Origin of the sequence: Pullulanibacillus camelliae (assembly GCF_014642655.1) — a bacterium.
GTDB lineage: Bacteria > Bacillota > Bacilli > Bacillales > Sporolactobacillaceae > Pullulanibacillus > Pullulanibacillus camelliae.
In genome coordinates, this window is the sequence record NZ_BMIR01000001.1 from 629,917 (window position 1) to 655,211 (window position 25,295).

Sequence of the window (25,295 nt, forward strand, 5' to 3'; positions counted from 1 at the left end):
AATCCGATCTTTTTGCTTCATTTTCTCTACTTTATTGCTCCTTCCGTTAACCCTTTTTGAAGATGCTTTTGGCCTAAAAACAACACCAATAATGTTGGAATAGCAATGGTTATGGCGCACGCCATGATGACACCCCATTGATTTAATGTTTCTTGGGACTGCATTTGCTTCAAGCCAATCTGCACTGTTCTAACAGCGTCATTGGTGCTCGCCAAGAGCGGCCACAAGTACATATTCCATGTTGTCAGAAAACTATAAGTTCCCAGCGTGACCAGGCTTACTTTTGACATAGGCAACACAATTTTTAAGTAATAGGTCCAATGTGACAGCCCAATAATATCGCTCGCTTCTTTGAGCTCATTTGGAAGCTGTTTAAAATTCTGCCTTAATAAAAAAGTACCAAATACAGAAGCAACAAAAGGAATGACCAGCGCTGGATAAGTATTCAACCAATTCAAATCGCGAATGGTTTGAAAATTAGGAATGATTTGCGCTTCAAAGGGAATCATCATCGTTGAGATGAATAGATAGAAACAGAGTTGTTGTCCGCGAAATTTCGGAAAAACAAAGGCATAAGCAGCTAAGCTAGATAATAAGAGTTGCCCAATCATCACCGCGAGTGAAACAATCAGACTGTTGATTAAGTAGTGGACCAGCTGTGTGCTTTGAAAAGCTTGTAAATAGTTTTGCAGCGAAAAGGTCTTGGGCAAATACTGTCCCGCTAGGATTTCATTTTGTGGCATCAAGCTTAAAGATAGCCCCAATAACAACGGACTCCCTACTAAGAGTGCTGCTAGAATCAGCAAGATATATAAAATGAGTTTTGTCCCCATGCGTTTTTTCATTGATAATGCACCTTCTTTTCACCCAATTTGAATTGCAAAATGGTCAAACCAAAGATGATTATCGCTAGCACCACTGACTCAGCGCTTGCTGGTCCATATTGGTGATTGATAAAGGCATCCTGATAAATCGAATAAACGAGCAAGTTGGTGTGATTAGAAGGGCCTCCCTTCGTCAACATGTCAATTTGACCAAAGGTTTGAAAAGCATTGATGACAGAAACAATAATGACAAAAAACAATGTTGGCGACAGCAGTGGCAATGTTATTTTTCGTAGTTGCGAGAAATAGGGAACACCGTTGATCTGCGCACTCTCATATAGTGAGCTGCTTACATTTTGCAGTCCACCTAAAAGGATTAAGAATGAAAAGCCAATGTTCATCCAAACCGTTGATAAAGAGATGGAAAAGAGTGCCCAGTGCGGGTTAGTTAGCCAACTCACCGTTGGAAGGTCCAAAGCCTGAAGCATTCGATTCATCATCCCGATTGATGGATTAAACAAAAACATCCAAAACACCGAAGCAACCGAAACACTGATCCCCATCGTCGAAGCAAAAAGGGTTCGAAAAACACCAATGCCTTTTAACTTTTCATTAGCAAGCAGCGCTAGAAACAAAGAAAGTAAGAGTGTTGCGATCACCGTTCCCGCCACAAATATCAAGGTGTAGACTAGACTGAATAGGTAATCACTGGATGTCATCAAGTCTTTAAAATTATTTAAGCCCACAAACACAGTCGGATTCCCAGCAAAATCGGTTAGAAAAAAACTAAGATAAATCGTGCGAAGCATTGGATAGAATACAAACACCGCGAGTAATACAATAGAAGGAAGTAAAAATGTCCACCCCGTCACTAGGTCTCTATAAACTCTCCGTTTTCTTTTCACCTGAGCAGTTGGGTTGGCCTCCGTCACTTCTGCTACGGATGAGGGTTCTAACATCATACTGTTACTCCACCTCTTTGCCATTGTTCTTGAGACGATACCACTTGTTCACGAGAATCGACATCAAAATAATATAAATCCTTCGGTGATAAATAAACAGAGATTCTCTCGTCAGGCTGAACCGTCCATTGTCCATTCCATTTTGCTTTCCACTGCTGATCACGCATCTGAAACCCAAGGATGGTTTCATTGCCAAGCTGTTCCACCGTATTGATAAATACTTTTAATATTAGATCACCCGTTTCACCCTGCGGTTTTAATTTTTCGGGGCGAACGCCCACAAGGTATTTAGATTTTTCAGGTGAAAAAGGTAGCTGTACACTGGCGTTAGTCGAAATTTTTAAGTCATTATCCATTATCGGTGCCTCAATCATATTCATTTGCGGCGAGCCAATAAATGAAGCGACAAAAGTATTGGCTGGATGATTGTATATATCTATCGGGCGTCCAATCTGCTGAACGCTCCCTTCATTTAAGATCATGATACGATCTCCCATTGTCATCGCTTCTACCTGGTCATGCGTGACATAGATAAGCGTCAACCCCAATCTTTGCTGTAATTGCCTAATTTCTGTACGCATTTGTGCACGCAATTTAGCATCTAAGTTCGATAGTGGCTCATCCATTAAGCAGATCGGCGCCTCACTTACAATCGCTCTGGCTAAGGCAACACGCTGTCTTTGCCCCCCTGACAATTCACGTGGCTTTCGATGAAGGTATTCTTGCAATTGCACGAGCTCAAGTGCTTTTGCTAGACGCTTTTCCTTTTCAGCCTTTGATAAATTTTTTAGATGACCTATACCAAAAAGGACATTTTCCTTTACCGTCATATGGGGGTATAGCGCATAGTTTTGGAAAACCATTGAAATTTGCCGCTCTTTTGGAAGTAAATCATTCGCCAAACGATTGGCTATAAATAACTGCCCCTCAGATATTTCCTCTAATCCGGCAATCATCCGTAAGATGGTACTCTTGCCACATCCAGACGGACCAACAAGGATAAAAAATTCACCTTTTTCAACAGAAAAATCAATGCCCTTTAAAACCGTGTTTTTCTTATTGTAGGTTTTGGACACAGCTTTCATCTCAATTTGGGTCATGTGCATCCCCCTTTGTCCTGATTTTCAACTAAACGATAGCATAAAAAAAAGGGCATAATGCCCTTTATACAAGAACTTAACCCGTCATTTACGTATTCTTTACTGTCTTTTCAAAACGAAGGATGCTAATCATGCAATGACTAGAACAGAATAAAGACAACCAAGGCTCTAAGTCAATGTGATAGACTTAACAAGCCTTTACCAGCTTATCTATTTCTTAAAAATTTTAAAGAAAGTCTTCTAAAATAGAGGGTATTCGTCAATTTTTGTAGTATTTTTTAACGCTTAGTATAATGGGATGCCGTCAGTAGTACGTTCTCCATTCGTCTGATCATCCCTCAACTTCCTATTAGGGTCGAACGGCTTCTACAAATGACTTATAATCCCCATCTCTTCTCGAGACTTAAGAGACGCCTTTCTTCTCATCAAAGACTTTATCTCTGATTACCTTTGTGCCAGTTCAGTCACATCTATCTGGCGAACATCACACCACTCTTTTACTTCATTCATAACTACGATTGGACAGGTGAGGAGCTCTTCGCTATTTTTCGCACCGAGCATGGTCCACAGTACCTTCAATTGCTCCTGCCATTGCAGCATTACCTCCACCGCCTGCTCCACTCCTTGTTCCTGAAGGACACGGAGAACAGGACTGGCGATGCCGACAGCCTTTGCACCTAAAGCTAAGCACTTCGTCATATCAAGAGGATGGCGCACTCCGCCTGAGGCAAAATACGTTAATCTAGTTCGATAAGCTTGGGCTTCAAGGAGTGCTATTGCTGTGGTTTGTCCCCATGTGGAGATATAACTATATTCCTTCTGAGCTCTTCGTCGATTTTCAATCCCAATGAAATTCGTCCCTCCACGGCCACTAATATCGACATATTGAACACCAAGGGACATCAGTGTATGAAGTGTTTCCTTACTCATACCAAAACCAACTTCCTTAACAATAACAGGGACATTCATACGCTTAACCATATCTTCAATATGCTGTAACCATTCAGAGAAATCTCTTTCTCCTTCTGGCATCACTAATTCTTGAGGAACATTTACATGAATCTGTAAGGCATCTGCTTCAATCATATCAATCACTTTTAATGCAGTGTCTGCTGAAACATCCGCTCCAACATTGGCAAAAATAACTCCCTTAGGATTGGCTTTTCTAACAACACGATAAGTGGAGGCTAGCTCTTCCTTACGCAGTCCAGCGTGCTGCGAGCCAACGGCCATTGCCATTCCTGTCGCTGAAGCAATCGTAGCCAATGCTTCATTGATACTCCCTGTTTTTTGGCTGCCTCCTGTCATAGCATTGATATATAAAGGACACGCCAACGCTCTTCCGAACAGGTTCACCTGTAAACAAACATCTTTAACGGCCAAATGGGGTAAGGAGCGGTGGACAAAGACTATATCATCAAAATGAGAACTGACAGAACGAGAGGCTGCCAAGGCTAATCGCACATGTTCATCCTTTCTATCTTCACGCTGTTGATCATTATCTGCCAATACCAATAACCTCCTGACTATGCGTTATTAGTATTGCAAGTTACGGCACTCTTCAATCATTAAAGGGCGCCCTTTTGTATAGTCCGATGTTTTAAAATTTTTATAAAATTATGGATCTTTTAGATCTAAACATACTAGACAAAGAGATTGTTATACTAATATAAGTAACCTCATAAAATAGTCTGAGGTTCAAAAAATGATGAAGGAGTGTGAAGATGCAAGGAGAAGTTATCGTATCTCTAGCCGTTTATCTTATTGCCATGCTAGCTATTGGTTATTATTCGTACAAAAAGACGGCAAATTTATCTGATTATATGCTAGGTGATCGGGGACTCGGCCCCGCTGTCACAGCCCTATCCGCAGGAGCTTCAGACATGAGTGGCTGGATGATGATGGGACTCCCAGGCGCCATGTACGCCACAGGTCTTTCCAGCGCATGGCTGGCCATCGGATTAACGATTGGCGCTTATCTCAATTACCTATTACTTGCCCCCCGTTTTCGCGTGTATACTGAGGTTGCCAATGATTCCATCACCATCCCTGACTTTCTTGAAAATCGCTTTAAGGACTCATCCAATCTATTGCGACTCATCTCAGGGCTTGTGATCCTCGTCTTTTTTACCCTTTATGTGTCATCAGGAATGGTTTCTGGTGGTACCCTATTTAAGTCCGCCTTTGGGTTGAATTATACAACAGGCTTGATTCTTACAACAGCCGTTGTCGTATGCTACACATTATTTGGCGGTTTTTTAGCAGTGAGTATGACGGACTTTGTTCAAGGCTGCATTATGTTCATTGCATTAATTATGGTACCAATAGTTGCCATTACCCATGTCGGTGGAACACATCAGGCCTTTTCTGATATTCGCTCCATTGATCCGAGTCTATTAAATCTCTTTAAGGGCACCTCTGTTATTGGCATTCTATCGCTCATTGCTTGGGGACTGGGCTATTTTGGACAACCGCACATCATCGTGCGCTTTATGGCGATCAAGACAACCCGTGAATTACGGACAGCACGCCGTATCGGGATCGGTTGGATGATCATTTCCATTATTGGTGCAATGGCCGTTGGATTAATTGGGATATCGTATTTTTCCCATCATGGCGGACCGCTCAACAATTCAGAAACCGTCTTTATAAAGTTTGCGGACATTTTATTTAATCCGTTCATCACTGGCTTTATCTTAGCCGCGGTTCTCGCTGCTATTATGAGCACGATTTCTTCACAATTGCTCGTGACATCAAGCGCGGTGACTGAAGACTTTTATAAAACCTTTTTTAGACGGCAAGCGAGTGACAGAGAGCTTGTTATGGTCGGTCGTGGCGCCGTACTTGTCATTGCTCTGATAGCCATCTTACTTTCTTATACTGGACAATCGATTTTGGATATCGTTGGCCACGCTTGGGCTGGCTTTGGCTCTGCCTTCGGACCTGTCATCCTACTAAGCCTGCATTGGAAACGGATGACACGCTGGGGGCACTTGCTGGCATGCTCGTCGGCGGCGTGACGGTGATATTCTGGTTGAACATCCATCATCTTCCCCTTCCACATTTTATGGACTGGGCAGAAACCAACGTATATGAAATGATCCCAGGCTTTATTCTTAGTTTAATTGCTGTTATTCTTGTTAGCCTCTGGACCAGAGCGCCAGAGCAATCGGTCACTGATCAATTTGCCGATATGGAAAATAAATTGAGAGAAGATACAGCCCCAATTAAATAAAGTAAGGCGGACCTAAAAATGGGTCCGCCTTGTTATAACAGCTTTATTATTGCTCGGCTCGTGTCAAGTTGTTCTGTTTTACCAATAGAATAATATTATACGTCACAAAATAGCCGAACATGATGAGTAAGAGCCCTGCCGTCCATGATGGCCCTATGGAATTTCCCAGAGCCTGCCACCCCTCTGCCTGATCGGTTTGTAGCTGTGATCCCTGGGCGTACACCATGTAAAAGCGATAGATTAGCCGTACAACGAAAAGAAAAATGACGAAGCTCCCAACCCATGAATTCGGTCGATAATACCACTGGCCTTGCTTCTCCTCAAACTGTGTAACAGAGGCACTATAGAAAGCCAGAAGCACACCTAATACCATTCCAATCAAATCAGAGATGAGGCTTATAGGATGAATCAATCCCGCCCCCAATATGATAATACCTATGACACAAAACAGTACGGTTCGAATCATCAGGCGTGATCGTCCCAAGGACTGCCATCCGATAAAGCGCCGCATTCGCCGATATAAAGCAAAGATAATGACAAAACCTATGATAATGACGCTATAAATACTCATTTTATTCCTCCACAACCATAGCGTATTAACGCTTGATTTCTAGCTCTGCCCTTGCACTGATGACTAGTTTAACGTCTATCCTTTTAAAATACAACTCTCTCTAGATAGACCTCTTCTTATAAGCCAGTGTATGCTCAAGCTCATTCCTTTTCCCTTCTTTCATTATTTTTTCTGTGAGATTTCCTTACGAACTCCTTTTATCCTTTCTAAATTCCTCTATAATACTATTTAAGGATAATACTTATTCCTTTTCACATTGAAATGGCGAATGCTTTTATGTCGGTCCAACAGAAATTGTTGGGCTATTTTTTTGCACCTTTTCGGCTGTTTGTCAAAACAACCCATCGCCGGTATTCTCTATGGATGCTAGATGGTGATAAAAGGATTATACTGAGAGCATTCACATCCTTCCTATATAATAAAAGTGAGACATTCTGATCATGTGATTTTTTAAAGAAAAGAGGAGAAGCCATGAAGCGCTTAGATGGAAAGGTCATTATCATTACAGGTGCAGCAGGTGGACAAGGCTCTGTCGAAGCCAAAGTATTTGCTTCAGAGGGAGCTAAGGTCGTGCTTACCGATATCTCCGAAGAAGCAGTGTACCAGATTGCTGAAGAGGTCAAGGCTGCCGGCGGAGAAGCCCTCGCTCTTGTTCATGACGTTTCAGGGGAAGAGGATTGGCAACGTGTGGTAACTCATGCAGCTGCACAATTTGGAGGTATACATGCCTTAATCAATAACGCAGGGATCATCACTCGCGAAGGGATTGAGGGGACAACGCTCGACATGTGGGAAAAGATTCAATCCGTCAATTCCCGAGGCATTTTCTTGGGTATTAAGTCCGTTACACCAGAAATGAGAAAAGCTGGCGGTGGCTCAATTGTCAATATTTCTTCTATCTGGGGCATCGTAGGAAGCGGAGGTTCAGCCGCTTACCATGCCTCAAAAGGGGCCGTCCGTCTTCTGACAAAAACCGCTGCCGTTGAGTATGCCAAGGATAACATTCGAATTAATACCATCCACCCGGGCATTATCGAAACGCCAATGCTGGCAACAAATAAAAATGTGGGAAAGCTTCGTGAGGATACGCCCTTACCCCGCCTTGGCCAACCTGAGGATATCGTATATGGGGCACTCTATCTAGCATCCGACGAGTCTTCCTTTGTGACCGGGACTGAACTCATCATTGACGGCGGCTATACAGCTAGATAGCTTTCCTAAGTCCCCTGTTAAAAAGAGCAGGCACAACAACAATAGGCACCAATAGGCTCAGATCTGAGCTTATGGGTGCCTTAATCGAGTGCGAGTAAAGAGAAAAGAAAAACTTTTAGAAATGGATTTTAACCGGTTGCTCTTTATCCTCTGGACAATTTTTATACCAGCTGTTACGTGTTCACTTTTACCATTATCTATACTTTCTTGCACCCGATAACATTAACACCTACGTTAATGTTACCATTTTTATTTAAAAGACATCTAAAAGTAATAATCCTTACTATATTCATCGTATTGATAAAAAGACCCATTTGGACACTCAATGGGAGTCTGATCTTTTATCCTAATTATCAAAAGATTAGATAGTCATAAGTTAGGGTATCTTGTTATTAAATGGGTAATTTGACCCTTTCCTTCACCTTTTTTGTGCTTAAAAACGCACTAAATAAGAGTCGACCGTTGCTATTAAATAATTTTTGCCTTATCCATCAAGTAGCCTTACAAGCTGTTTATACATGCCCCTAAAAAATTCAAAGTCAGGAGTGAAAAGCATGAAAGTCAAAGATTTTATGATCGAGGATGTTATCGCTGTCCAACCAGACACTACCATTAAAGAACTGCTAGCCTTATTGATTCAACATCGCATTGGCGGTGTTCCCGTTCTGGATAATACGAAACAATTAACTGGCATGATTAGTGATGGGGATATTCTCCGCTACCTTTCCCCCAGAGAGGAATCAATTCACGATCTTTTCTTTACCGTCTATATAGAAAAGGGAGAGACGGCTCAAGAGGTCTTAAACAGAAAAGTGAATAAGCCTGTTTCCGATATGATGCACAAAAGAACCCTATATACTGTCAATGAAGAGGATGACTTTGACGTCGCCCTACGCCTCCTTTCTCAACACCATTTCAAAAAGCTGCCTGTATTGAATGAAAACCACGAAGTGATCGGTGTCATCAGCAGAGGCGATATTGTCCATAACCTATCAAAAATGATCATTGCTAATCAAAAGGATTGAGCCATAAAATTCTTATGTAAAAAGGAAACACTTTTTTCAACACTAGCTCATAGTTCAGGTTCACCCTTTGCTCTTCAACAAAATTCGTTATTGAAGCCATAGCAAAAATGGCATAAGTTGGAGATCTCATCTAAAATGGATGAGATCTTTTTGAATTATTTAAGCAATAAGTTCTCTAACCTTTCCCTTTGAAACCCTAAGATTTTATATTGAATCAATGGCCGAAAAAGGAATTTCAACATTCCTTTCAAAACGAATGAGTAGATTAAGAATCAAAAGTTGCCTACTAAAAAATCCAATCGGTAATCTATTTCAAATTCATGTGTAAATACAACGGAACAAATAAAAAAGGTAAAATCCTTGGGACGATCATAACAATGTTTAATTTAATCAACTACATGTTAATCAATTACTAAAAGACACATTGGTTTATGTATGAAAAACATTAGAAAGGTTTGCAGTCAATCCATTGAGCCTCTACGACGTCTTTACCTGTGAGGATACTCCCTTCACACTCACCACTAAGGGTAAATAGCAGTAAGGTGTTGTCAATTATATAATGATATGATAAATGAAGCTTTTCAAGAGGAGTATACCACTTTAAACTAAAAGCTATTGCCATTCTTCAAAGAAGGTATTTTCTCCTTTATAAATGTCGTATAATAAGATATAATCTTAATAGACGATATAAAGGGGGATTCTATGTTAAGAGAAATTGAACAATTAAATCAACTTTGGACGGATATTTACTATCACTTGCGCTATACCCATCACGAAAAAATAACGCACCAAAGCATCCGGATTATGCAAGTGATTGAAAAAGAGAATGAAGTGGGGATAAAAGTAATCGCTAAAGCCATCCAGGTGTCCCACAACACTGCATCGGAGCATATTAAACGCTTAATAGAAAAAGGCTATGTCTTTAAAAGCCGTAGTACCAAGGATGAGCGAAAGGTGATATTAAGGCTTACCGACTTGGGAAGCGATGTTTTACATCGCCATTCCAGTCTCGACGAAAAAAAACTAAAACAGCTTCTATTTGAAAAAATGAGTGATGAAGAAAGACAACTCATCTTTGCTGCTTTTGCTTTAATGAGGGGACGAGCAAAAACGGTAGGAAGAAATTAAGAAAAACTTTTTTGACCATTATCAGGATTTTATAAGGAAGTGAAGAAAGTGAATTATCGTAGGGCAACGATAGATGATATAGAGACATTAATAGAATTAAGGAAAAAACAATTAATCGCTGAGGGGATCGAACCTCAGATTGACATTGATTCTGAGCTCCATCTCTTTTTCAAAAATAAACTCAGTGATGACTCATTAATTCAATGGGTAGTGGAAGACAATAAGGAAGTGATCGCTTGTGGTGCCATTATTTTTTATGAATTTCCACCGTCTTATACCAATAAAAGTGGTAAAAAGGCTTATGTTACAAATATGTATACAAAAGAAGAGTATCGTGGAAATGGCATCGCCACTCGACTTCTCACAAAATTAGTTGAGGAAGCGAAAGCCTTAGGTGTTATGAAAATATGGCTTAGCGCTTCTAAATTAGGTAGACCAGTCTATGAAAAATTTGGCTTCAACGCCAGTGATGAATGGCTTGAATTAGAGGCTGAAAAAGTGTTTTAGTTAAAAAAGGAAGGAGCTGGAACAGAAGTATTCAGCTCATAGAGAATCCGAACGCATTCACTACTTTGAAGGGATGCGTTTCGATTTTGAATGAGTCATGAAGCACTCCGTCAAAATACTTCGTTTTCCACGGACACCGCCTCAGACGCGCAGGATACGCTAGCTTCAATGTTGTCACATGGATGTGATGCTTTTAGTCGAAGGTCCTTGAAAATGTAAGAGGCTTAGACTAAGAAACGCCTGTTCCTGCGTCTGCTAGACTTGCTTTGTCGTCAGCTTCCTCGGAACAACGCGTCGTTTATTCGTGAAGTCACCCTCGCCCCGTTTCCGTAAGAGTCTCCGTATTTTCATTACACTTCCCGTTTCCCTGGCTACTTATCGTTCGGTATGAGGGGGTAATTTCTTTTCGTTTTTTCTCCCCCTCTTTTAGATGTTTACTGATTCCCTATGAGGGCATCCTTATTTAGTTATGTGAAATTTTCGATTGATGATTTTAGAAATAACCAGAATGACCAGACCAGCAAGAAGATACTCGTATCCTCCGATTTCAATCCGATAGCCGAAGGAAGGCATGAGTCTGGGAACGAAAATAAAGATAGCCATTGTTAAAGCACTGAGACTTCCGATGACGATACCGGCTTTTATCTTATTCGACCTTTTGAACATAGAGCGCCTGATCCACATAAAAATGAAGGCAATGGTAGCGAAAATCACACCTATATCAATGATGAAAGTAAGAAGAGAAGAGCCAATGGCGATTGAAGGATTCACTTGTGTAAAAAAGCTTGCGATGATGGTGACAGCTCCACTTGCTAATGCGGAAAAACCGAGAAACTGAAGGTTTAAGTAGCCTATAAAAACAGCTGCATTTTTTCCTTTTTCTTTAGGTAAATGTTTAATCATGTCATCACAATAAGTTTTCGGGTCGTCACCAAACACGTCTTGGGCTGACTTACCGGCTTCTTGAGCTTCAATTAAATGATCCAATAATTCCATGACTAATTCTTCGGTCTGTTGTTCAGAAATGAAGAGATGGGTACGGATATATATGAGCATATCCTCATAGTACTTCTCATTTTCCTCTGTCAATTGATTTCGCTTAAGGTTATTTTCTTCGATTAATTGTTTCGCATGCATTAGTTTAACCCCCAATTAATAATGGTTTCCACGGGTTTTTGAATGCTGTTCCATTCTTGCTGAAAGGCGATTAAAGCCTCTAAACCTTTTTCTGTCGTTTTATAATACTTTCGCTTAGGACCAGTTAGCGAAGGCCTCATTTCCCCTTCGATGAACTGCTCCTTTTGCAGGCGGAGCAGAATAGGATAAATAGACCCTTCACTGACATCATTGAGACCGAAGGCTTGGAGCTTTTGTGACAGCTCATATCCGTAAACACTTTCTTTGTGAATAATGGATAAGATGCATCCCTCTAATATCCCTTTTAATAACTGACTTCTCATCGCCATTTATATGCATTCCTTACCTATCATGTATAACAAGATACTAGTTCTAAAAATCAGCTATCTTGTCATGCAAAATAGCTTTGCTCTTAGTTTACAAAAAAGTTTCTAAAAACACAAGAAGATACAGAAAAAAAGATTAAAGGAGAGAACATAGGACTCTCTCACACAGTCATTCTCCTTTCACCTAAAATGTGTAAGCACACCTGTCAACAATTATCGTATTTATCCCGGCTCTTCCGTCTCGAATGCCGAGACGAACAAGACGACAGCTATAGACAACTTGATCATTGACAAACACGGTAAAATCCAAGGAGCTTCTGCAAGATGCCGATGAAAAGACGCACTGTAATAATGACTTAGCTAGATTTGACCTAAACAAAAACCCCCATAGAGACGGTCCACGTTCTCCATGGGGGTTATATAAGCCTTTAAATGTCTTTAACCTCTGCAAAATAATCGTCTTGACCAAACTGTCCACCTTTTAGCGCCAATTCTAATCCATCAATGGAGTCGTCATCTGAGTAGCAGCGACATAAAGGGGCGCCTGGAGAAATGGATGTGATCATCTCTAGTGCATAAATCCCTAACTCCTTCGTTGCATAGCTAGAGGTATCGCCACCAGCAACCACTAGGCGTTCAATGCCTGTTTCTTGAATCACTAATTTCGCTAATTCTCCTAAATAGGAGCCGAGAATCTTGCTTGTTTCTGAAATGGGTAGACCATTTTCCAGCATTTTTTGTTGGTTCCGAGCAATGCTGGGATCATCCGGTCCCAAAGCAGTAAACATCACAAGGTCCTTCCCGTCCCGAATGGTTTGGCACGCTTTCTCTACAAGCTGCCGTTTCGCTTGCTCATCCTTCTTAGCAGCCATCACCTCTTCAAGAGTAAGATGAATCCCTTCAAAGCCGTGATTCATCGCCCACTCCAGCTGTTTTTGCGTAACTGGCGAACAGCTGCCGGATACCACAAGCAATCTGTCTCTTTTTGTAGGCTTTACAGGTGACTGACTAGCCATCGCCTGTTTATCCTTCGCAACAGCGGAAATCGCATGCCCCACACCCGATGAGCCAATGAGAAATAGCGGCTCCTTAGGCTCTCGAACCTTTTCCAATAACAGCCCGACCTTCTCAACATCAGCCTTACTTGCACTATCAAACAAAACGACCTCCGGCTGTTTCGACAGCTTAACATTCAGTGTTTGAAATAACGCATCAAGGGGTTGCTGTAATTCCACAAGATTAATTCCCGCTGTCTCTTTTGCCCCTTGTTCCTTTAACACCTCTCGTAAATCCGCCTCCGACATAGGTGTGATCGGGTGATGCGACATGGTCGGGTGTCTATCCAAACGATAGGTTTCTCCGTTCATGGCGGCAAAATGATTGCCAAACACTGTATAGCGCTGCAAATCAGGAGCGGCAACGAGAACGGGCACCCAAGACAGCTCGCCAAAAATGTCTTTAGATATATTGACAACCGTTGCGATATTCCCTATATCTTTTGAGGAATCAAAGGTTGAGCATACTTTATAATGGACAAAGTGACTTCTCAATTCCTTTAGCCTTTTAAAAATATCGGGAAGCTCTGCCTGCATCTGTTCCGGACTCATCACTCGACTGTCCCCAGCTATCCCTATACATTTAACATGCGGGAAGCGCTCAAGCATCGATTGGCTCGGTACATCCAAAAAAAGCACCGTCGGTAACCCATTAATCGTGAGCGATTCCATCGCATCCGTTGAACCTGTAAAATCATCTCCATAAAAGGAGAGCACCAGCTGATTGTCTTGTGTTCGTTCACCTTGTTGCATTCTCTACTCTGCCCCCCAACTTTACGCCGTTAATTTACGTGAATAGTTAATCAAGATTGACGAAATTGCCATTATCAATCCAGCAATGGCAAAAGTAACAAAAACGCTTACATAGCTACCAGTAGATTGCACGATAAACCCAATTAAAATCGGTGTAATAATACCGCCCACGTTTCCAGCAAAGTTCATCGCCCCACTCAGCTGCCCAACATGCTCTTTAGCAACAAGTCTAGCCGGCACAGCCCAATATAGGCCTCCCCAACGAAGGAAAAAGTTTGCTAGGCTGATTAACAAAATCGCTGAGCTTGTTGATGAGACAAAGTTCACAAGGATAATAGCTGCAGCTACTCCCAATCCCGCAAAGCCAAGCATCGAACGCATGACAATATTGACGGAGGTTCCAGAACGAATCCAGCGATCAGCCACTTGGCCAGCAAAAAGCTCGCCAACAAATCCTGCACCGAAAATGACAAATGTCCAAACCCCGGTCATCGAAAACGAGACATGCTGTTCATTACTGACGTATGAAGGCGCCCAAGTTAATAGACCATAAAGCACAGCATCATAACCGAAAAAGGCTAAAAGTAGCATCCAAGGACTAAGATGTAAAAAGCTCTTAATGGGTGTACTCGCAGTAGTTTTTTCAGCCGCTACTGTCTTTTCAGTCGCCTCTTCTTCAAGATACTTTGTTTCCTTCTCAGTAATCATTGGATGGTCCTTAGGATTATCCCGCATGAACCACCAGGCAATAAGACCAAAAATAACTGTAATTAAACCGATCACACCAAAAGCGATGCGCCATGTCCCTAGCCACACAATTAGACCCGTTACAACAAGGCCACCAAAGGCTGTTCCTAAAGGACCGCCACCATCAACCAATGTACTGCCGCGCGCATGCTCACTCTTACGCAACCAGCGAATGAGAGAAGAGTTCATACCATTTTGGACAGGCCCCTCAAAAACGCCTAAAAACATTCGCATTCCTATCAATGAGCCGACACCGGTAGCAATCCCTGTAAGCCCTTCAATAATACCCCAACCAATTAAACTCCCAGATACAATTTTACGTGGCTTTAAACGGTCAACCAACCAGCCACCTGGTAGCTGCATAATAGCATAGGTCCATCCAAATGAGCTTAAAATAATTCCTGTTAATGCTGGACCAATATGCAGATCTTTACTAATTAAAGGCATTGCAATCGAAATAGAAGATCTATCAATATAATTAATGATCATGATTAGAATAAAGAAACTGAACATCCACCAGCGTAGCCCTGGTATTTGCAATCGCGAGCGCCTCTCTAGGCTCCCCGACTTATCATGCTTTACTTTTTGCATCCCTATAACCCCCATTATTTAAACATATAGAATTCAAACACTTTATCCAAATTTTTGTATGGCCTCGGCAAGCTCTTGATGATTCTTAGCGTACTCTGCTATACTTACACCTTTCAAAGCCGCTTCCCACCCTTGCTGCATACTGGCAACGCCTGCTGTGATGCCGCTTGGGTGCGCCATGATGCCCCCTCCAGCTAAATGCAAGAGATCGATGGTTTGCATCGACTTATAAGATGCATCCGCCACCCCCGCCCATTGGCCTGATGACAGAACTGGCAGCAAAGTATCCTTACCATACATCGGCGTTAGACAATCCTGAACGGATTGAATGACAGAAGCATCGGATTCATAAAACTTATTCGCTAACCCGTTGGTATGAAGATGATCGACACCTGCCAACCGACATAATTTTTGATAAACGGTGAAGCTCATGCCAAGCAGTGGATGCCGTGTCATCGCCCCCCATTGATTGCGATGCCCATGGATTGGAACTTGCGCATGCTTCCTAAGATAAGCAACACCTGCAAGACCAATACTATTCACACTGACCATCACACAGTTGCCACCCGCTTCAACAACAATATCATGATTTGCCCGCAATTCATCAATATCTCCTGTGATATTAAAGGCATACATGACTTTTTTACCCGTCTTATCAGCGGCTCTTTCAATCTCATCCATAACCGCTACCACCCGCTCCTTAAGAGGAGCAAAAGGGGGATTGCCATTGAGCTCATCATCTTTAATAAAATCGATGCCAGAGTGGGCAAGGCGTCGGACAAGCTTCCGTAATTCCGTGATTGATAATCCAATACTCGGCTTAATAATCGTACCAATTAAAGGCCTTTCAAAGACGTTTGTCAAACGTCGTGTCCCTTCAATACCAAATTGCGGGCCTCGATAGGTGTCCATAAAAGCTTTTGGCAAGGCAATATCTATTAAGCGGACACCTGACACCTCGTGCAGCTCATACAAGTTGCCTGCAATAGCGGCAAGCAGATTGGGCAAGGAAGGACCAAAATTATGATAAGGAAAGGAAAGTGTAACCTCCCCACGTTGAAAGTGGACGTTGTCCTTCCCAGTAACTTCTGGAGCTTTATACCCTGGCAACGATGGATACGGGGCCGACTCCAGTTGCTTAATACTCACAATTTTCGCAGCATGCATGGCTTTTAAGTGATCGGTCTCACCCGGTACAGAAACGAAGGTTCCAGTCGATTGCTCACCTGCCATGACAGTTGCCGCATATTCCAAAGTAAAAGGTGTCTCAATTAAATAGGTTGCTCGTACTTCTTGTGTCGTCATGGAATCCCCCTATCGATCCATAAAGTAACATAAAGAATGATTATATCCTGCATTAGAAAGTGACCAGAACTTTTAATGAATGATCCTCTTTTTGTTCAACCATTCTGAAGCCATTTGCTGCTTGGGAATACGGTAAGACATGGGTGATCAAAGCATCAGACTTAATCCGTCCAGCTGCAAGTAAATCCACAGCCGATATCGTGTCAACACGTGTATAACAAAAGCAACCTACTAACTCCTTCTCCTGACCTTGAAGCTGCATAATATCGATTGATTGTTCACCATGGAACATGGCAATCGTAACAATTCTGCCGCCCTTTTTAACCAGAGAGAGGGCTTGATTGACGATACCAGGGACGCCTGCTGCGATAAGTACCTTATCAAAGCTTCCTCCAATATCGTCTTTAGCGGGCTCCACCCAATCTCTCTTATCTTTGATATTGATGGTATGGGTCGCACCAAGTGTCTGCGCAGTGTCCAAACAATAATCCAATACGTCTGTTGCTAAAATGGTTGTTGCCCCAGCTTCTTTAGCTACAGCAATCGTTAAAAGTCCGATTGGACCCGCACCAAGCACAGCCACTTTGTCTCCAACTTCTATCCCCGCTCTCCGTACAGCATGGACAGCAACAGCAAGCGGTTCTACAAGTGCACCTTGCTGATAATCTAATTCAGGAGGTAAAGCAAAGACAACCTCTTCTGGCGCGACAAAGTTTTCTGCCATCGTGCCATACCATTTTCCAATCCCTGGCGCTTTGCGGTTATCACAGTAGTTGATTCTGCCTTGAAGACAAGCCTCACATTTACCGCAACCAACCTGAGGCTCAACAGCTACCTTATCGCCTAATTTTACTCGTGTCACAGCGGCTCCAACCTCGATGACTTCACCTGACACTTCATGTCCAATGATTACCGGAGGCACACGAAAAGGATGAAGGCCTTTGTAAGCATGAATATCCGACCCACAAATGCCTGCTGCTTTCACCTGAATTCTGACTTCATTATCTTCTAGAGGAGCATTTTCCACCTCTTTAACGATAACGTTATAAGGACTTTCAATCATGACTGCCTTCATGAACTCCACTTCCCTTTTTATGAATATCTTGCTGATTATTGATGACGCGCGTTTAGCGCTCAATCTTTGTAAATGCGTTTTCTCGGCTTATATCTTGCGCTTTCTAGAAAATCCTGGACAACCAGATCGGGTATCTTCGTAAGCTGAATGCCTGCTGATTTGGCCGTAATGATCATCTTAGATGCCAGCTCAAGTGTTTCTAGGCGCATGATAGCGTCGCCAAAGGAATCATCAAATAAAATGACACCGTGATTCTTCAGCATGATCACATGCCCCTTTTTGGCTTGCTCGCGTACAGCCTCCCCTAACTCGGCTGTCCCAGGATGATAATAATTCACATAGACAACATCTTCTAAATAGTACATCGTTTCAACGAATAACTCGGAGACGAGTGCCTCTTCACTCGAAGCCATTAGAGTCGTATAAAACGGTGATGAATGAAGAACGACATGTGCATCACTGCGCTCTTGATATATCCCTTGATGCATGGGCACTTCTTTTGAAGGCTTTCTACTGCCTTCCCATGAACTTGTCTCAAAGTTATATAAAGAAAAGTCATTCTGCTGGAGGTTGCCCATTTCCGTGCCCGATGCTGTGATCAGCATCTCTTGCGCATTCACACGTGCACTAATATTTCCGGATGTTCCCCAAGCCAGCTGATTATCGAGTAGATATTTACCTGTATTGATAAGCTGTTGAGTAATCGTCAGTTGATCTGTCACCGCTCTATTCCCCCTTTCTCACTCTACAACATGCAAGAAGCGTGCCAACTTATTAAACTCGATAATTTTTTATCCAAATTTATTTCAAACCCTTTAAGAAAGCGCTATTCTTTTGAATCGCTTTCATTTCTCTTATTTTTGAAAAAAAACAGGAAAAGCTGTAGAATACCTTTATAACGTTGCATTTTAAAACACAAGTTTCATTTTTAAACATCCATGATAGTTTTAGGAGGATGAGTCATGAGTAAAATCGTCATTATTGCCCCTTCAAAGGAATTTGCTGACAAAGTACGTCCTTTCATTGAAAATAAACCATTTAAGCTGTATGCACCAAAGGATGATCGCGACTTTTCTTTTGAAGAAACGGTTCCTATTGCCAAAAAAGAAGAAGCCCTTGGAGCAGAGGTAATCATTACACGTGGTGGACAAGCCACCTTGCTCAATCAAACTGTAGACATCCCTGTTGTTGAAGTGAAAATGACTGTACTCGACATTTTGAGAACAGTCCATTCACTTAAGACAAGGTACGAAAAAATTGGACTCATTGGTGTTGAAAACATTATCTGTGATTATCGTGAGCTTGGTACTTATATTGACATTCAAATTTATCCGGTCTTTTCTTATGAACAAGATTTAGATATACAAGTGCAGCATGCCATCTCCGATCAAATGGAGTTTATTGTGGGAGACGGCATGTCCGTCGATTATGCGCGACAATTTGGTTTACCTGGCATTAAATTGATGCCCTCTCGAGAAAGCGTCAAGGAGTCCATTGAGATGGCTGAACATCTCGTTCAAGCCCGCTATCAGGAACGTATGCATAGCGAACAGTTTCGCATGGTGCTTGAAACGGCCCAGGACGGCATCCTAATTATTACCAATGACAGACAAGTGCTCCTAGCAAATAATCGTGCATCCTATTTTCTTCAAAAAGAACGCACACACATTATCAATCATCCGATCAAGGATGTTCTAAAACATGAATCAGGGCTTTGCAAGCTTGTGGAAAGAGCCCAAGAATTCAATGGAGAAATCGTACGCATCCGAGACTTTATTCTATCGGTTTCAAAACGGACAATTACAGTTAATGGCGATAGAAATGGAAGCGTCATCACCATGCAAGATATCACCCACATCCAAAACCTTGAGCAAAGCATTCGTAGAAAGCTTAATCATACTGGATTTGTCACCAAACACCATCTGAATGATATGGTTGCTCACGCGCCGAACATGAAAAACGTCATTCAAAAAATTAAACATTTCAGCGATACAGACTCTACTGTTTTACTGATCGGCGAAACTGGAACAGGAAAAGAGCTTGTTGCACAAAGCATCCACAATCTTAGTCCCCGACACAATCGACCATTCGTACCGATTAACTGTGGGGCCCTTCCAAGTCACTTGCTTGAAAGCGAATTATTTGGTTATGAGGCAGGTGCTTTTACAGGAGCAGACCGCAATGGTAAGGCTGGCTTTTTCGAATTGGCTCATACCGGGACAATTTTCCTTGATGAGATCGGAGAAATCCCTCCAGAATTACAAACACGCCTTTTGCGAGTGATACAAGAACGTGAAATTAGACGTATCGGTGGTAGCTCGATTATTCCCGTTGATGTGCGTATTATCGCCGCAACACACAGGGACTTGGAAGCAGATATTAGTGCTGGGAGATTCCGAGCTGACCTTTTTTATCGTCTCAATATTTTAAGAATAGCGCTTCCCCCTCTTCGGGAGCGCGAGGAGGATCTGCCTGATCTCATTGCCACATTACTCAAAAGAGTCAGCTTGCGCTATCAATGCGAGCCGCCACACCTACCCGATCATTTTATGACTGCATTAAGCCATTATCATTGGCCGGGAAATATTCGCGAGCTTGAAAACATTTTGGAACGACTCGTTGTCCTTTTCAACGCAGATATTTCTCAGGAGGCTATTTTTGCGGAAATCATTGAGGAATTACAGCATAGCACTAAAGTGCCTAACTCGCCTGTAGATACAACAGCACTTCCAGAAGGGACACTAGAGGCTATTGAAAAGCAGGCAATCTTAAATAAATTGAACGCTGTTGGTGGGAATAAAGAATTAGCGGCAAAAGCATTGGGGATTAGTCGGGCAACACTATGGAGAAAGCTAAAAGACATCTAGTTAAATCATTTTTAATCGACTTGGAACGTCCGTTCTAAGTCGATACACTTAATCTATTTATTGATTTTTCCGACAGACGCCTAGCATGCTTTGAATTCTTTTCATAAGCTCTTCCCTAACATCGCTAGGCTCCAAAACTTCTAACGCAGCACCATAGGATAACAGATAACTATATAACCATTCTCCTTCTTGCAGCGAGGTCTCAACAATACAGTATCCCTCTTTTTCCTGGGAAACATCTGCTTCCTCGAACTCATCGTAGACACGATAAGCGACAGCTTCGCTGATTCTTAGTTTTAATGGTATGCTAGTTCTCAGATTGGCCTCATAATTTGAGAGAAATGAGCGTTCACAATGGTCTACTCACTCCAGCGCTTCACTTGTTTCTAATAAATTAGACATCCGATTGATTTTAAATAATCGATCCGCTTGTTTGTCCAAGCAATAGCCATCTAAATACCAAGCTTTATCCTTAAATAACTTTTTTACAGGCAGCACACGACGCGTGCTTTTTTCATTATTTGAATTGATATAGTCAAACATAATGACCTGCTGATTCAGAATAGCTTGTTTAAATAAATTAAACCTGATTTATTCATACTTCGGGAGAAAACGAGATCTGGGATCAAAGCTAAATTTTCCATGCCCCTTTTATGGAAATTATGTTGGAATTGTCTCCGATTGAGGAATTAAAACGGTCACTCTCCACAAAATGACCTGTTTTTGGGCATACTTTTCCCTTGGCGCGAAAATAAATGTTGAAATTGGGTATAGCATGGGTAGGTGATTTCCGCTCCCGGCACTCGCTTTCCACGGGCACGGCCTCAGCCTCCTCGGAAGAAAGACACTTCCTGCGGGGTCTTCGGACGCGTGCTGTTCCCGCAGGAGTCTCCCGCCATACGCTCCAATCACTCGATTTTTAGCCTTTGAATGCGCTGTAGTATGTCCCAAAAAAATGCTTGATACAAGAAACTGGAAGAACATTTGAAGTACAAAGATCGCCCTGACTTTACTCATTTGCTGGCCACTTTAATGATCTTTGTACGTATGGGTTGGATTGGCATATTCTTTTGTCCCTCTGGAAAGTGTACGAAGCCAGTTCGTTAGGTTGTACGCCAGCAGGCTTAAGCAGCATTCTTACCTCATTAACTTGGAAGGAATGGCTGCACATTCTATCAAAGTTAAAACCATTTTTTACTTCCTTGATGTAATTTTCCATCTTTCCTCTTTTCTGATAAGCGCGGACGATAGCCTTTGGTGAAAAAGCATCCATCAGGTTTGTCACAAAGAAAGAATGGGTGAAAAACAATTCTCCAGCCGGCCGAACGGATTGGACAATCACCTTTCGCGGTTTCACCCATGACCGCGCTTGATAGTCCATCTTTTCATAATGCATTTCCGTCTTTGATACATCGGATGGCATTGAGTTAGGGTGTAGCTCTTTTGCGAGACTTTGTAAAATGGCGTTGGACTTCATTCGAGTGAACAAAGTAATGCCTTTCATCCTTTAGTTTGAGATGTTGAATCAAAGTTTGGGAGAAATCCACTTTTTCGTCGCATTCTTGGAAAATGAACTCACCTGTATCGGAGGAAAGTAATCCTCCATCATTTGACAATTTCATTTGGCGATTGAAATCAAGCGTGATTTGCGGTAAAGGAGCCAATATAAGAATCCTTTCCGGTGGTTATTTTGTGGTGATTTAACCTTATCAGAAACGGATTCTTTTTTCATTTATTTGATGCGTTGAAATACAGAATAAACCACTTGATAGATAAGCCTTTTTACTGTGTTTTGGGAACTTCTATGAATAGTCTAGGTTAAAGTATTGTTTTTTCTTCACATCGCTTCCCCATGCTGAAAAATCAACTTCGATCCACCTGGTGTCACTTTTTTTGAAACAGCGTACTCATTTTAAGTAATATATCATCAATTTGCGGATAATTTGTGGCCGACAAGCTCTGAAGAGAAAATAAAATTTCATCCTGCTCTTTTTCTAATAACAATGATTTATTTAAGATAAAATGCTCCATCAATGTAATCCCTCCGCCTCTCCCCTTAGACGTATAAATAGGAATAACTGATTCCGTCAGTGTATCGATATCACGATAAACCGTTCGTACCGGCACCTCAAATCTTTCCGCTAATTCTCTTGCAGTTTGTCACGCTCTCTTCAGTCGCTGGCTATCAAGCGAGTGCTACTTCATCAGTATACAGCGCCACCAAATTTGCAGTGCGGGCCATTATGGAAGGCTTGCATCAGGAGGAATCCCCCTATTCTAATATTCGTGCTACAATTGTATCACCCGGTCTAACACATTCAGAGTTAGCTGATCATATTAGTAGCCCAGCTATTAAGGAGGCGACCGACAAAATGTATGACTGTGCGATTTCCCCGATAAGCATCGCACGAGCGATTGCCTTTACTATTGGAGAACCCGCAGACACATCGGTTAATGAAATTATTGTTAGACCAACCGCTCAGCTCTCTTAACCCGATTGATCAAAAGGAGGTTGAAAACATGTCACAGGAATCAGGGTGTTCTTGGGCACAATCTGATCCCATTATGATGACTTATCATGATCAGGAATGGGGCGTTCCCAGCCATGACGATACCTATTTATTCGAGATGCTTAATCTCGAAGGTGCTCAAGCAGGACTCTCGTGGATTACTATACTCAAAAAAAGGGAGGGATATAGAAAGGCCTTCCGTCATTTCGATATCGATCAGTGCGCTGCATTATCTGATGCGGAGCTTGATGAGATTTTATCCACAGGTGAAATCATTCGCAATCGTTTAAAGGTCAAGGCAGTCCGCAGTAACGCTATTAGTGTTCAGAAGATACAAGAAGACTTCGGGAGTTTTTCTAATTATATGTGGCAGTTCACTGATTTTAAACCGATTATTAATCATTGGACAAGCGTGACACAAATGCCAGCACAAGACGCTCTTTCAGAAAAGATTAGTAAAGATTTGAAGAAGCGCGGTTTTAAATTTGTTGGACCGGTGATTATCTACTCCTACTTACAAGCCATTGGTATGATCGATGACCATGTGATTACCTGTCCCTCCCACACAGAGAACAAAAGGCCATAAACATTAATGCTTGTTTCGAATGAAAGCTGTTCGAAACAAGTTATTTTTTTGATCTCTTATTTAGACATCGTGCTGATTAAACCCGAATACTGTTGTATGATTTCCGCTCCAGGAGGATGCTTTTCTTTGGCGGGCACGATCTCCGACGTGCAGGCTATACTAGCTTTGGCTTTGTCACATGGATGTGATGGTGTTAACACACGATTTTAAAGTGTTTCGAATCTCTCACACCTTACGACCCATCACCTTTATTTATCTTAGTGGGGTATTTCTGTGCTTTGTTGTTTGTCATTGCCTTCGTAATGTATACATGTTGAATCCAGCCCTGAACCCCTCTGCTACTTTTAAGCCCTTCGTTTGTCAGACTTCTGACTCTTTTTTTAAGTCTTCATTTAAATAAAGGGGTGAAAGGAGTATAATATGAGGATAAAAATTTAAGGCATCAGGAGACGTGTTGAAGTGGAAAAGCAAACGAGTCGTTATCGGTGGATCGTATTTACCACGGTTTTATTAACCTATTGTTTTATTGTGAGTCAAAGGACCGCTCCCGGATTAATTACCGATCATTTGATGAGCACTTTTCATGTTACTGCCTCAGCCATAGGTCTATTAGCAAGCGTACAATTTTTAGCCTATGCTTGTTTGCAGGTGCCTATCGGTGTGCTATCCGACCGCTTTGGTCCTAATCTTTTTCTCATCAGTGGTACATTATTAAATGGTATCGGGACTGTCATTTATAGTCTATCCCCCAATGAATCTATCATGATGATGGCTAGGCTGCTTGTAGGCATAGGAGATGCAACCATATGGGTCAATCTCGTTCTTATTTTAAGTCAGTGGTTCAAAGTCCAAGAGTTTGTTAGTTTATTAGGTTTTGCTGGCATGAGCGGAAGTGCGGGATTTCTACTAGCAACAGTCCCATTTTCAGCATGGATTGCTTTATCCGGCTGGCGTTTGCCGTTTTTTTCAATCGGTATTATTCTTTGCCTCTGTGGCATTCTACTCTATTTCATCCTAATTAAATTGCCTAAACGGTTCATAAAAGCCCCCAGTGATTCACACTCTAACTCCGATAAAATGCCTTACGAGCACGAAAAAACAGGGAAGCTCTTGTATCGAATGATTCGAGAACGACAGGCATGGGCCACCTTTTTATGCCACTTTGGTCTTGTCGGGACATATGTTGGCTTTATCGGCTCTTGGGCGATCCCTTATGGCATGCATATCTATGGCATGTCACGATCGAGCGCAAGCCAATTTGTTATGATCGGTTTATTCGGAGCAATTATCGGCGCGCCGCTAACCAGTTGGCTCTCTAACAAACTTGGTTCGATTAAACGCCCGTATCTCATTGTTCACTGTGTCGTTTTTTTGAGCTGGTTATGCTTTTTTCTAATGAATGGTAAGCCGCCCTTCTTTTTGTTCATCCTACTCTTTTTAGTTATTGGTTATGGCAACGGGGCTAGTGCGTTAACCTTTGCCGTCGTTCGCCATTCCTTTCATATAAAAGAAGTCGGCGTCATCTCAGGCTTCGCCAATACAGGAGGCTTTCTTAGCGCTGTATTATTGCCAAGTGTTTTCGGAAAGGTACTCGACGCCTTTCCCGAAGCCAGTAAAAGCGGCTACCACTATAGCTTTCTAATCCCGATTGTTTTTTCATTGCTCGGCTTAATTGGAGGCATCTTAATAAAAGAACGCCGGCAGCTCAATCAAAAACAACTCTCGGCTTAAGATTGAGCCAAAAGAATTTTAGATTAATAGAAATCGAACACTTCATTC

The 25,295-nt window shown here is 42.0% G+C and carries 24 protein-coding genes and 2 pseudogenes; 9 read left to right on the plus strand and 17 right to left on the minus strand.

The genetic code is table 11. The features are described from left to right. Window positions 1-26 precede the first annotated feature (26 nt). The 4 genes from IEW82_RS02715 to fni form a co-directional block, all read right to left on the minus strand. A complete protein-coding gene (locus IEW82_RS02715; protein WP_188688672.1) occupies window positions 27-845 on the minus strand; it encodes a carbohydrate ABC transporter permease in 819 nt (272 codons plus the stop codon). Continuing rightward, window positions 842-1,786, minus strand: a complete 945-nt coding sequence (locus IEW82_RS02720; protein WP_188688676.1) for a carbohydrate ABC transporter permease — start codon at window positions 1,784-1,786, stop codon at window positions 842-844. The genes IEW82_RS02715 and IEW82_RS02720 overlap by 4 nt, the downstream gene beginning before the upstream one ends. Beyond that, window positions 1,783-2,886 carry an ABC transporter ATP-binding protein gene (locus tag IEW82_RS02725; RefSeq protein ID WP_188688680.1) on the minus strand — a complete coding sequence of 368 codons (1,104 nt, stop codon included), beginning with the start codon at window positions 2,884-2,886 and terminating at the stop codon, window positions 1,783-1,785. Before IEW82_RS02725 ends, IEW82_RS02720 begins: the two co-directional genes overlap by 4 nt. Before the next feature lie 444 nt (window positions 2,887-3,330). Further along, the gene (fni, locus tag IEW82_RS02730) at window positions 3,331-4,395 is read right to left on the minus strand and encodes a type 2 isopentenyl-diphosphate Delta-isomerase (protein ID WP_188688685.1); all 1,065 of its coding nucleotides are present in this window, start codon (window positions 4,393-4,395) and stop codon (window positions 3,331-3,333) included. 215 nt (window positions 4,396-4,610) lie between these two features. Between fni and putP the strand changes: the two are divergent. Then, window positions 4,611-6,121 (plus strand): annotated as a pseudogene (putP, locus tag IEW82_RS02735) (sodium/proline symporter PutP). A gap of 46 nt (window positions 6,122-6,167) precedes the next feature. Here the strand turns inward: putP and IEW82_RS02740 are convergent. Continuing rightward, entirely contained in the window at window positions 6,168-6,692 is a 525-nt protein-coding gene (locus tag IEW82_RS02740) for a CcdC protein domain-containing protein (RefSeq protein ID WP_188688688.1), read from the minus strand. Between the two features lie 471 nt (window positions 6,693-7,163). Between IEW82_RS02740 and IEW82_RS02745 the strand changes: the two genes are divergently transcribed. The 4 genes from IEW82_RS02745 (at window position 7,164) to IEW82_RS02760 (ending at window position 10,564) form a co-directional block, all read left to right on the plus strand. Then, window positions 7,164-7,904, plus strand: a complete 741-nt coding sequence (locus IEW82_RS02745; RefSeq protein ID WP_188688692.1) for an SDR family NAD(P)-dependent oxidoreductase — start codon at window positions 7,164-7,166, stop codon at window positions 7,902-7,904. 554 nt (window positions 7,905-8,458) lie between these two features. After that, window positions 8,459-8,929 (plus strand): CBS domain-containing protein, encoded by a 471-nt coding sequence (locus IEW82_RS02750; RefSeq protein WP_188688695.1) that lies wholly within the window; start codon window positions 8,459-8,461, stop codon window positions 8,927-8,929. Window positions 8,930-9,631: 702 nt separating this feature from the next. Continuing rightward, complete coding sequence (locus tag IEW82_RS02755; RefSeq protein ID WP_188688700.1) at window positions 9,632-10,057, plus strand: MarR family winged helix-turn-helix transcriptional regulator; 426 nt, start codon at window positions 9,632-9,634, stop codon at window positions 10,055-10,057. Between the two features lie 48 nt (window positions 10,058-10,105). Continuing rightward, window positions 10,106-10,564 carry a GNAT family N-acetyltransferase gene (locus tag IEW82_RS02760; protein ID WP_188688702.1) on the plus strand — a complete coding sequence of 153 codons (459 nt, stop codon included), beginning with the start codon at window positions 10,106-10,108 and terminating at the stop codon, window positions 10,562-10,564. Window positions 10,565-11,023: 459 nt separating this feature from the next. Here IEW82_RS02760 and IEW82_RS02765 read toward each other — a convergent pair whose 3' ends face one another. The 7 genes from IEW82_RS02765 to IEW82_RS02795 all read right to left on the minus strand — a co-directional run bounded on the left by IEW82_RS02765 (window position 11,024) and on the right by IEW82_RS02795 (window position 18,275). Further along, complete coding sequence (locus IEW82_RS02765; RefSeq protein WP_188688707.1) at window positions 11,024-11,701, minus strand: DUF1129 family protein; 678 nt, start codon at window positions 11,699-11,701, stop codon at window positions 11,024-11,026. Further along, window positions 11,701-12,030, minus strand: a complete 330-nt coding sequence (locus IEW82_RS02770) for a PadR family transcriptional regulator (protein WP_188688709.1) — start codon at window positions 12,028-12,030, stop codon at window positions 11,701-11,703. The genes IEW82_RS02765 and IEW82_RS02770 overlap by 1 nt, the downstream gene beginning before the upstream one ends. 425 nt (window positions 12,031-12,455) lie before the next feature. Continuing rightward, on the minus strand, window positions 12,456-13,835 hold the full coding sequence (locus IEW82_RS02775) for a four-carbon acid sugar kinase family protein (RefSeq protein ID WP_188688712.1): 1,380 nt from the start codon (window positions 13,833-13,835) through the stop codon (window positions 12,456-12,458). Window positions 13,836-13,856: 21 nt separating this feature from the next. Next, window positions 13,857-15,173, minus strand: a complete 1,317-nt coding sequence (locus IEW82_RS02780) for an MFS transporter (RefSeq protein WP_229672208.1) — start codon at window positions 15,171-15,173, stop codon at window positions 13,857-13,859. Window positions 15,174-15,215: 42 nt separating this feature from the next. Further along, on the minus strand, window positions 15,216-16,478 hold the full coding sequence (locus IEW82_RS02785) for a ribulose-bisphosphate carboxylase large subunit family protein (protein WP_188688715.1): 1,263 nt from the start codon (window positions 16,476-16,478) through the stop codon (window positions 15,216-15,218). Between the two features lie 52 nt (window positions 16,479-16,530). Then, window positions 16,531-17,553, minus strand: coding sequence for a zinc-dependent alcohol dehydrogenase (locus IEW82_RS02790; RefSeq protein WP_188688718.1), 1,023 nt, complete (start codon window positions 17,551-17,553; stop codon window positions 16,531-16,533). A 59-nt stretch (window positions 17,554-17,612) separates the two neighbouring features. Continuing rightward, on the minus strand, window positions 17,613-18,275 hold the full coding sequence (locus tag IEW82_RS02795; RefSeq protein ID WP_229672210.1) for a class II aldolase/adducin family protein: 663 nt from the start codon (window positions 18,273-18,275) through the stop codon (window positions 17,613-17,615). A gap of 240 nt (window positions 18,276-18,515) precedes the next feature. Here IEW82_RS02795 and IEW82_RS02800 point away from each other — a divergent pair, with 240 nt between their 5' ends. Continuing rightward, window positions 18,516-20,420 carry a sigma 54-interacting transcriptional regulator gene (locus IEW82_RS02800; protein ID WP_188688721.1) on the plus strand — a complete coding sequence of 635 codons (1,905 nt, stop codon included), beginning with the start codon at window positions 18,516-18,518 and terminating at the stop codon, window positions 20,418-20,420. 57 nt (window positions 20,421-20,477) lie between these two features. Here the strand turns inward: IEW82_RS02800 and IEW82_RS20505 are convergent, their stop codons facing one another. The 5 genes and pseudogenes from IEW82_RS20505 to IEW82_RS02820 all read right to left on the minus strand — a co-directional run bounded on the left by IEW82_RS20505 (window position 20,478) and on the right by IEW82_RS02820 (window position 22,547). Further along, window positions 20,478-20,738: a WYL domain-containing protein gene (locus tag IEW82_RS20505; RefSeq protein WP_188688963.1), complete on the minus strand. Its 261-nt coding sequence runs from the start codon at window positions 20,736-20,738 to the stop codon at window positions 20,478-20,480. A 45-nt stretch (window positions 20,739-20,783) separates the two neighbouring features. Further along, window positions 20,784-20,963, minus strand: coding sequence for a helix-turn-helix transcriptional regulator (locus IEW82_RS20510; protein ID WP_188688725.1), 180 nt, complete (start codon window positions 20,961-20,963; stop codon window positions 20,784-20,786). A gap of 365 nt (window positions 20,964-21,328) precedes the next feature. Continuing rightward, window positions 21,329-21,900 (minus strand): annotated as a pseudogene (locus IEW82_RS02815) (transposase); the annotation flags it as partial. Next, complete coding sequence (locus IEW82_RS20340) at window positions 21,848-22,042, minus strand: transposase (protein ID WP_373285687.1); 195 nt, start codon at window positions 22,040-22,042, stop codon at window positions 21,848-21,850. The gene IEW82_RS20340 and the pseudogene IEW82_RS02815, both read right to left, overlap by 53 nt. 262 nt (window positions 22,043-22,304) lie before the next feature. Next, entirely contained in the window at window positions 22,305-22,547 is a 243-nt protein-coding gene (locus IEW82_RS02820; protein ID WP_229672237.1) for an HTH domain-containing protein, read from the minus strand. Between IEW82_RS02820 and IEW82_RS02825 the strand changes: the two genes are divergently transcribed. The 3 genes from IEW82_RS02825 (at window position 22,511) to IEW82_RS02835 (ending at window position 25,247) form a co-directional block, all read left to right on the plus strand. Beyond that, complete coding sequence (locus tag IEW82_RS02825; RefSeq protein ID WP_229672212.1) at window positions 22,511-22,912, plus strand: SDR family oxidoreductase; 402 nt, start codon at window positions 22,511-22,513, stop codon at window positions 22,910-22,912. The genes IEW82_RS02820 and IEW82_RS02825 overlap by 37 nt on opposite strands. 28 nt (window positions 22,913-22,940) lie before the next feature. After that, window positions 22,941-23,516, plus strand: coding sequence for a DNA-3-methyladenine glycosylase I (locus IEW82_RS02830; protein ID WP_188688731.1), 576 nt, complete (start codon window positions 22,941-22,943; stop codon window positions 23,514-23,516). Between the two features lie 459 nt (window positions 23,517-23,975). Then, window positions 23,976-25,247, plus strand: coding sequence for an MFS transporter (locus IEW82_RS02835; protein ID WP_188688733.1), 1,272 nt, complete (start codon window positions 23,976-23,978; stop codon window positions 25,245-25,247). Window positions 25,248-25,295: the final 48 nt, after the last annotated feature.

Coding starts and splice junctions, on each gene's coding strand:
- IEW82_RS02715 (WP_188688672.1), bottom strand. CDS start 845: ATGAAAAAACGCATGGGGACAAAACTCATTTTATATATCTTGCTGATT.
- IEW82_RS02720 (WP_188688676.1), bottom strand. CDS start 1,786: ATGATGTTAGAACCCTCATCCGTAGCAGAAGTGACGGAGGCCAACCCA.
- IEW82_RS02725 (WP_188688680.1), bottom strand. CDS start 2,886: ATGACCCAAATTGAGATGAAAGCTGTGTCCAAAACCTACAATAAGAAA.
- IEW82_RS02740 (WP_188688688.1), bottom strand. CDS start 6,692: ATGAGTATTTATAGCGTCATTATCATAGGTTTTGTCATTATCTTTGCT.
- IEW82_RS02745 (WP_188688692.1), top strand. CDS start 7,164: ATGAAGCGCTTAGATGGAAAGGTCATTATCATTACAGGTGCAGCAGGT.
- IEW82_RS02750 (WP_188688695.1), top strand. CDS start 8,459: ATGAAAGTCAAAGATTTTATGATCGAGGATGTTATCGCTGTCCAACCA.
- IEW82_RS02755 (WP_188688700.1), top strand. CDS start 9,632: ATGTTAAGAGAAATTGAACAATTAAATCAACTTTGGACGGATATTTAC.
- IEW82_RS02765 (WP_188688707.1), bottom strand. CDS start 11,701: ATGCATGCGAAACAATTAATCGAAGAAAATAACCTTAAGCGAAATCAA.
- IEW82_RS02770 (WP_188688709.1), bottom strand. CDS start 12,030: ATGGCGATGAGAAGTCAGTTATTAAAAGGGATATTAGAGGGATGCATC.
- IEW82_RS02775 (WP_188688712.1), bottom strand. CDS start 13,835: ATGCAACAAGGTGAACGAACACAAGACAATCAGCTGGTGCTCTCCTTT.
- IEW82_RS02780 (WP_229672208.1), bottom strand. CDS start 15,173: ATGCAAAAAGTAAAGCATGATAAGTCGGGGAGCCTAGAGAGGCGCTCG.
- IEW82_RS02785 (WP_188688715.1), bottom strand. CDS start 16,478: ATGACGACACAAGAAGTACGAGCAACCTATTTAATTGAGACACCTTTT.
- IEW82_RS02790 (WP_188688718.1), bottom strand. CDS start 17,553: ATGAAGGCAGTCATGATTGAAAGTCCTTATAACGTTATCGTTAAAGAG.
- IEW82_RS02800 (WP_188688721.1), top strand. CDS start 18,516: ATGAGTAAAATCGTCATTATTGCCCCTTCAAAGGAATTTGCTGACAAA.
- IEW82_RS20510 (WP_188688725.1), bottom strand. CDS start 20,963: ATGTTTGACTATATCAATTCAAATAATGAAAAAAGCACGCGTCGTGTG.
- IEW82_RS20340 (WP_373285687.1), bottom strand. CDS start 22,042: ATGAAATTGTCAAATGATGGAGGATTACTTTCCTCCGATACAGGTGAG.
- IEW82_RS02830 (WP_188688731.1), top strand. CDS start 22,941: ATGTCACAGGAATCAGGGTGTTCTTGGGCACAATCTGATCCCATTATG.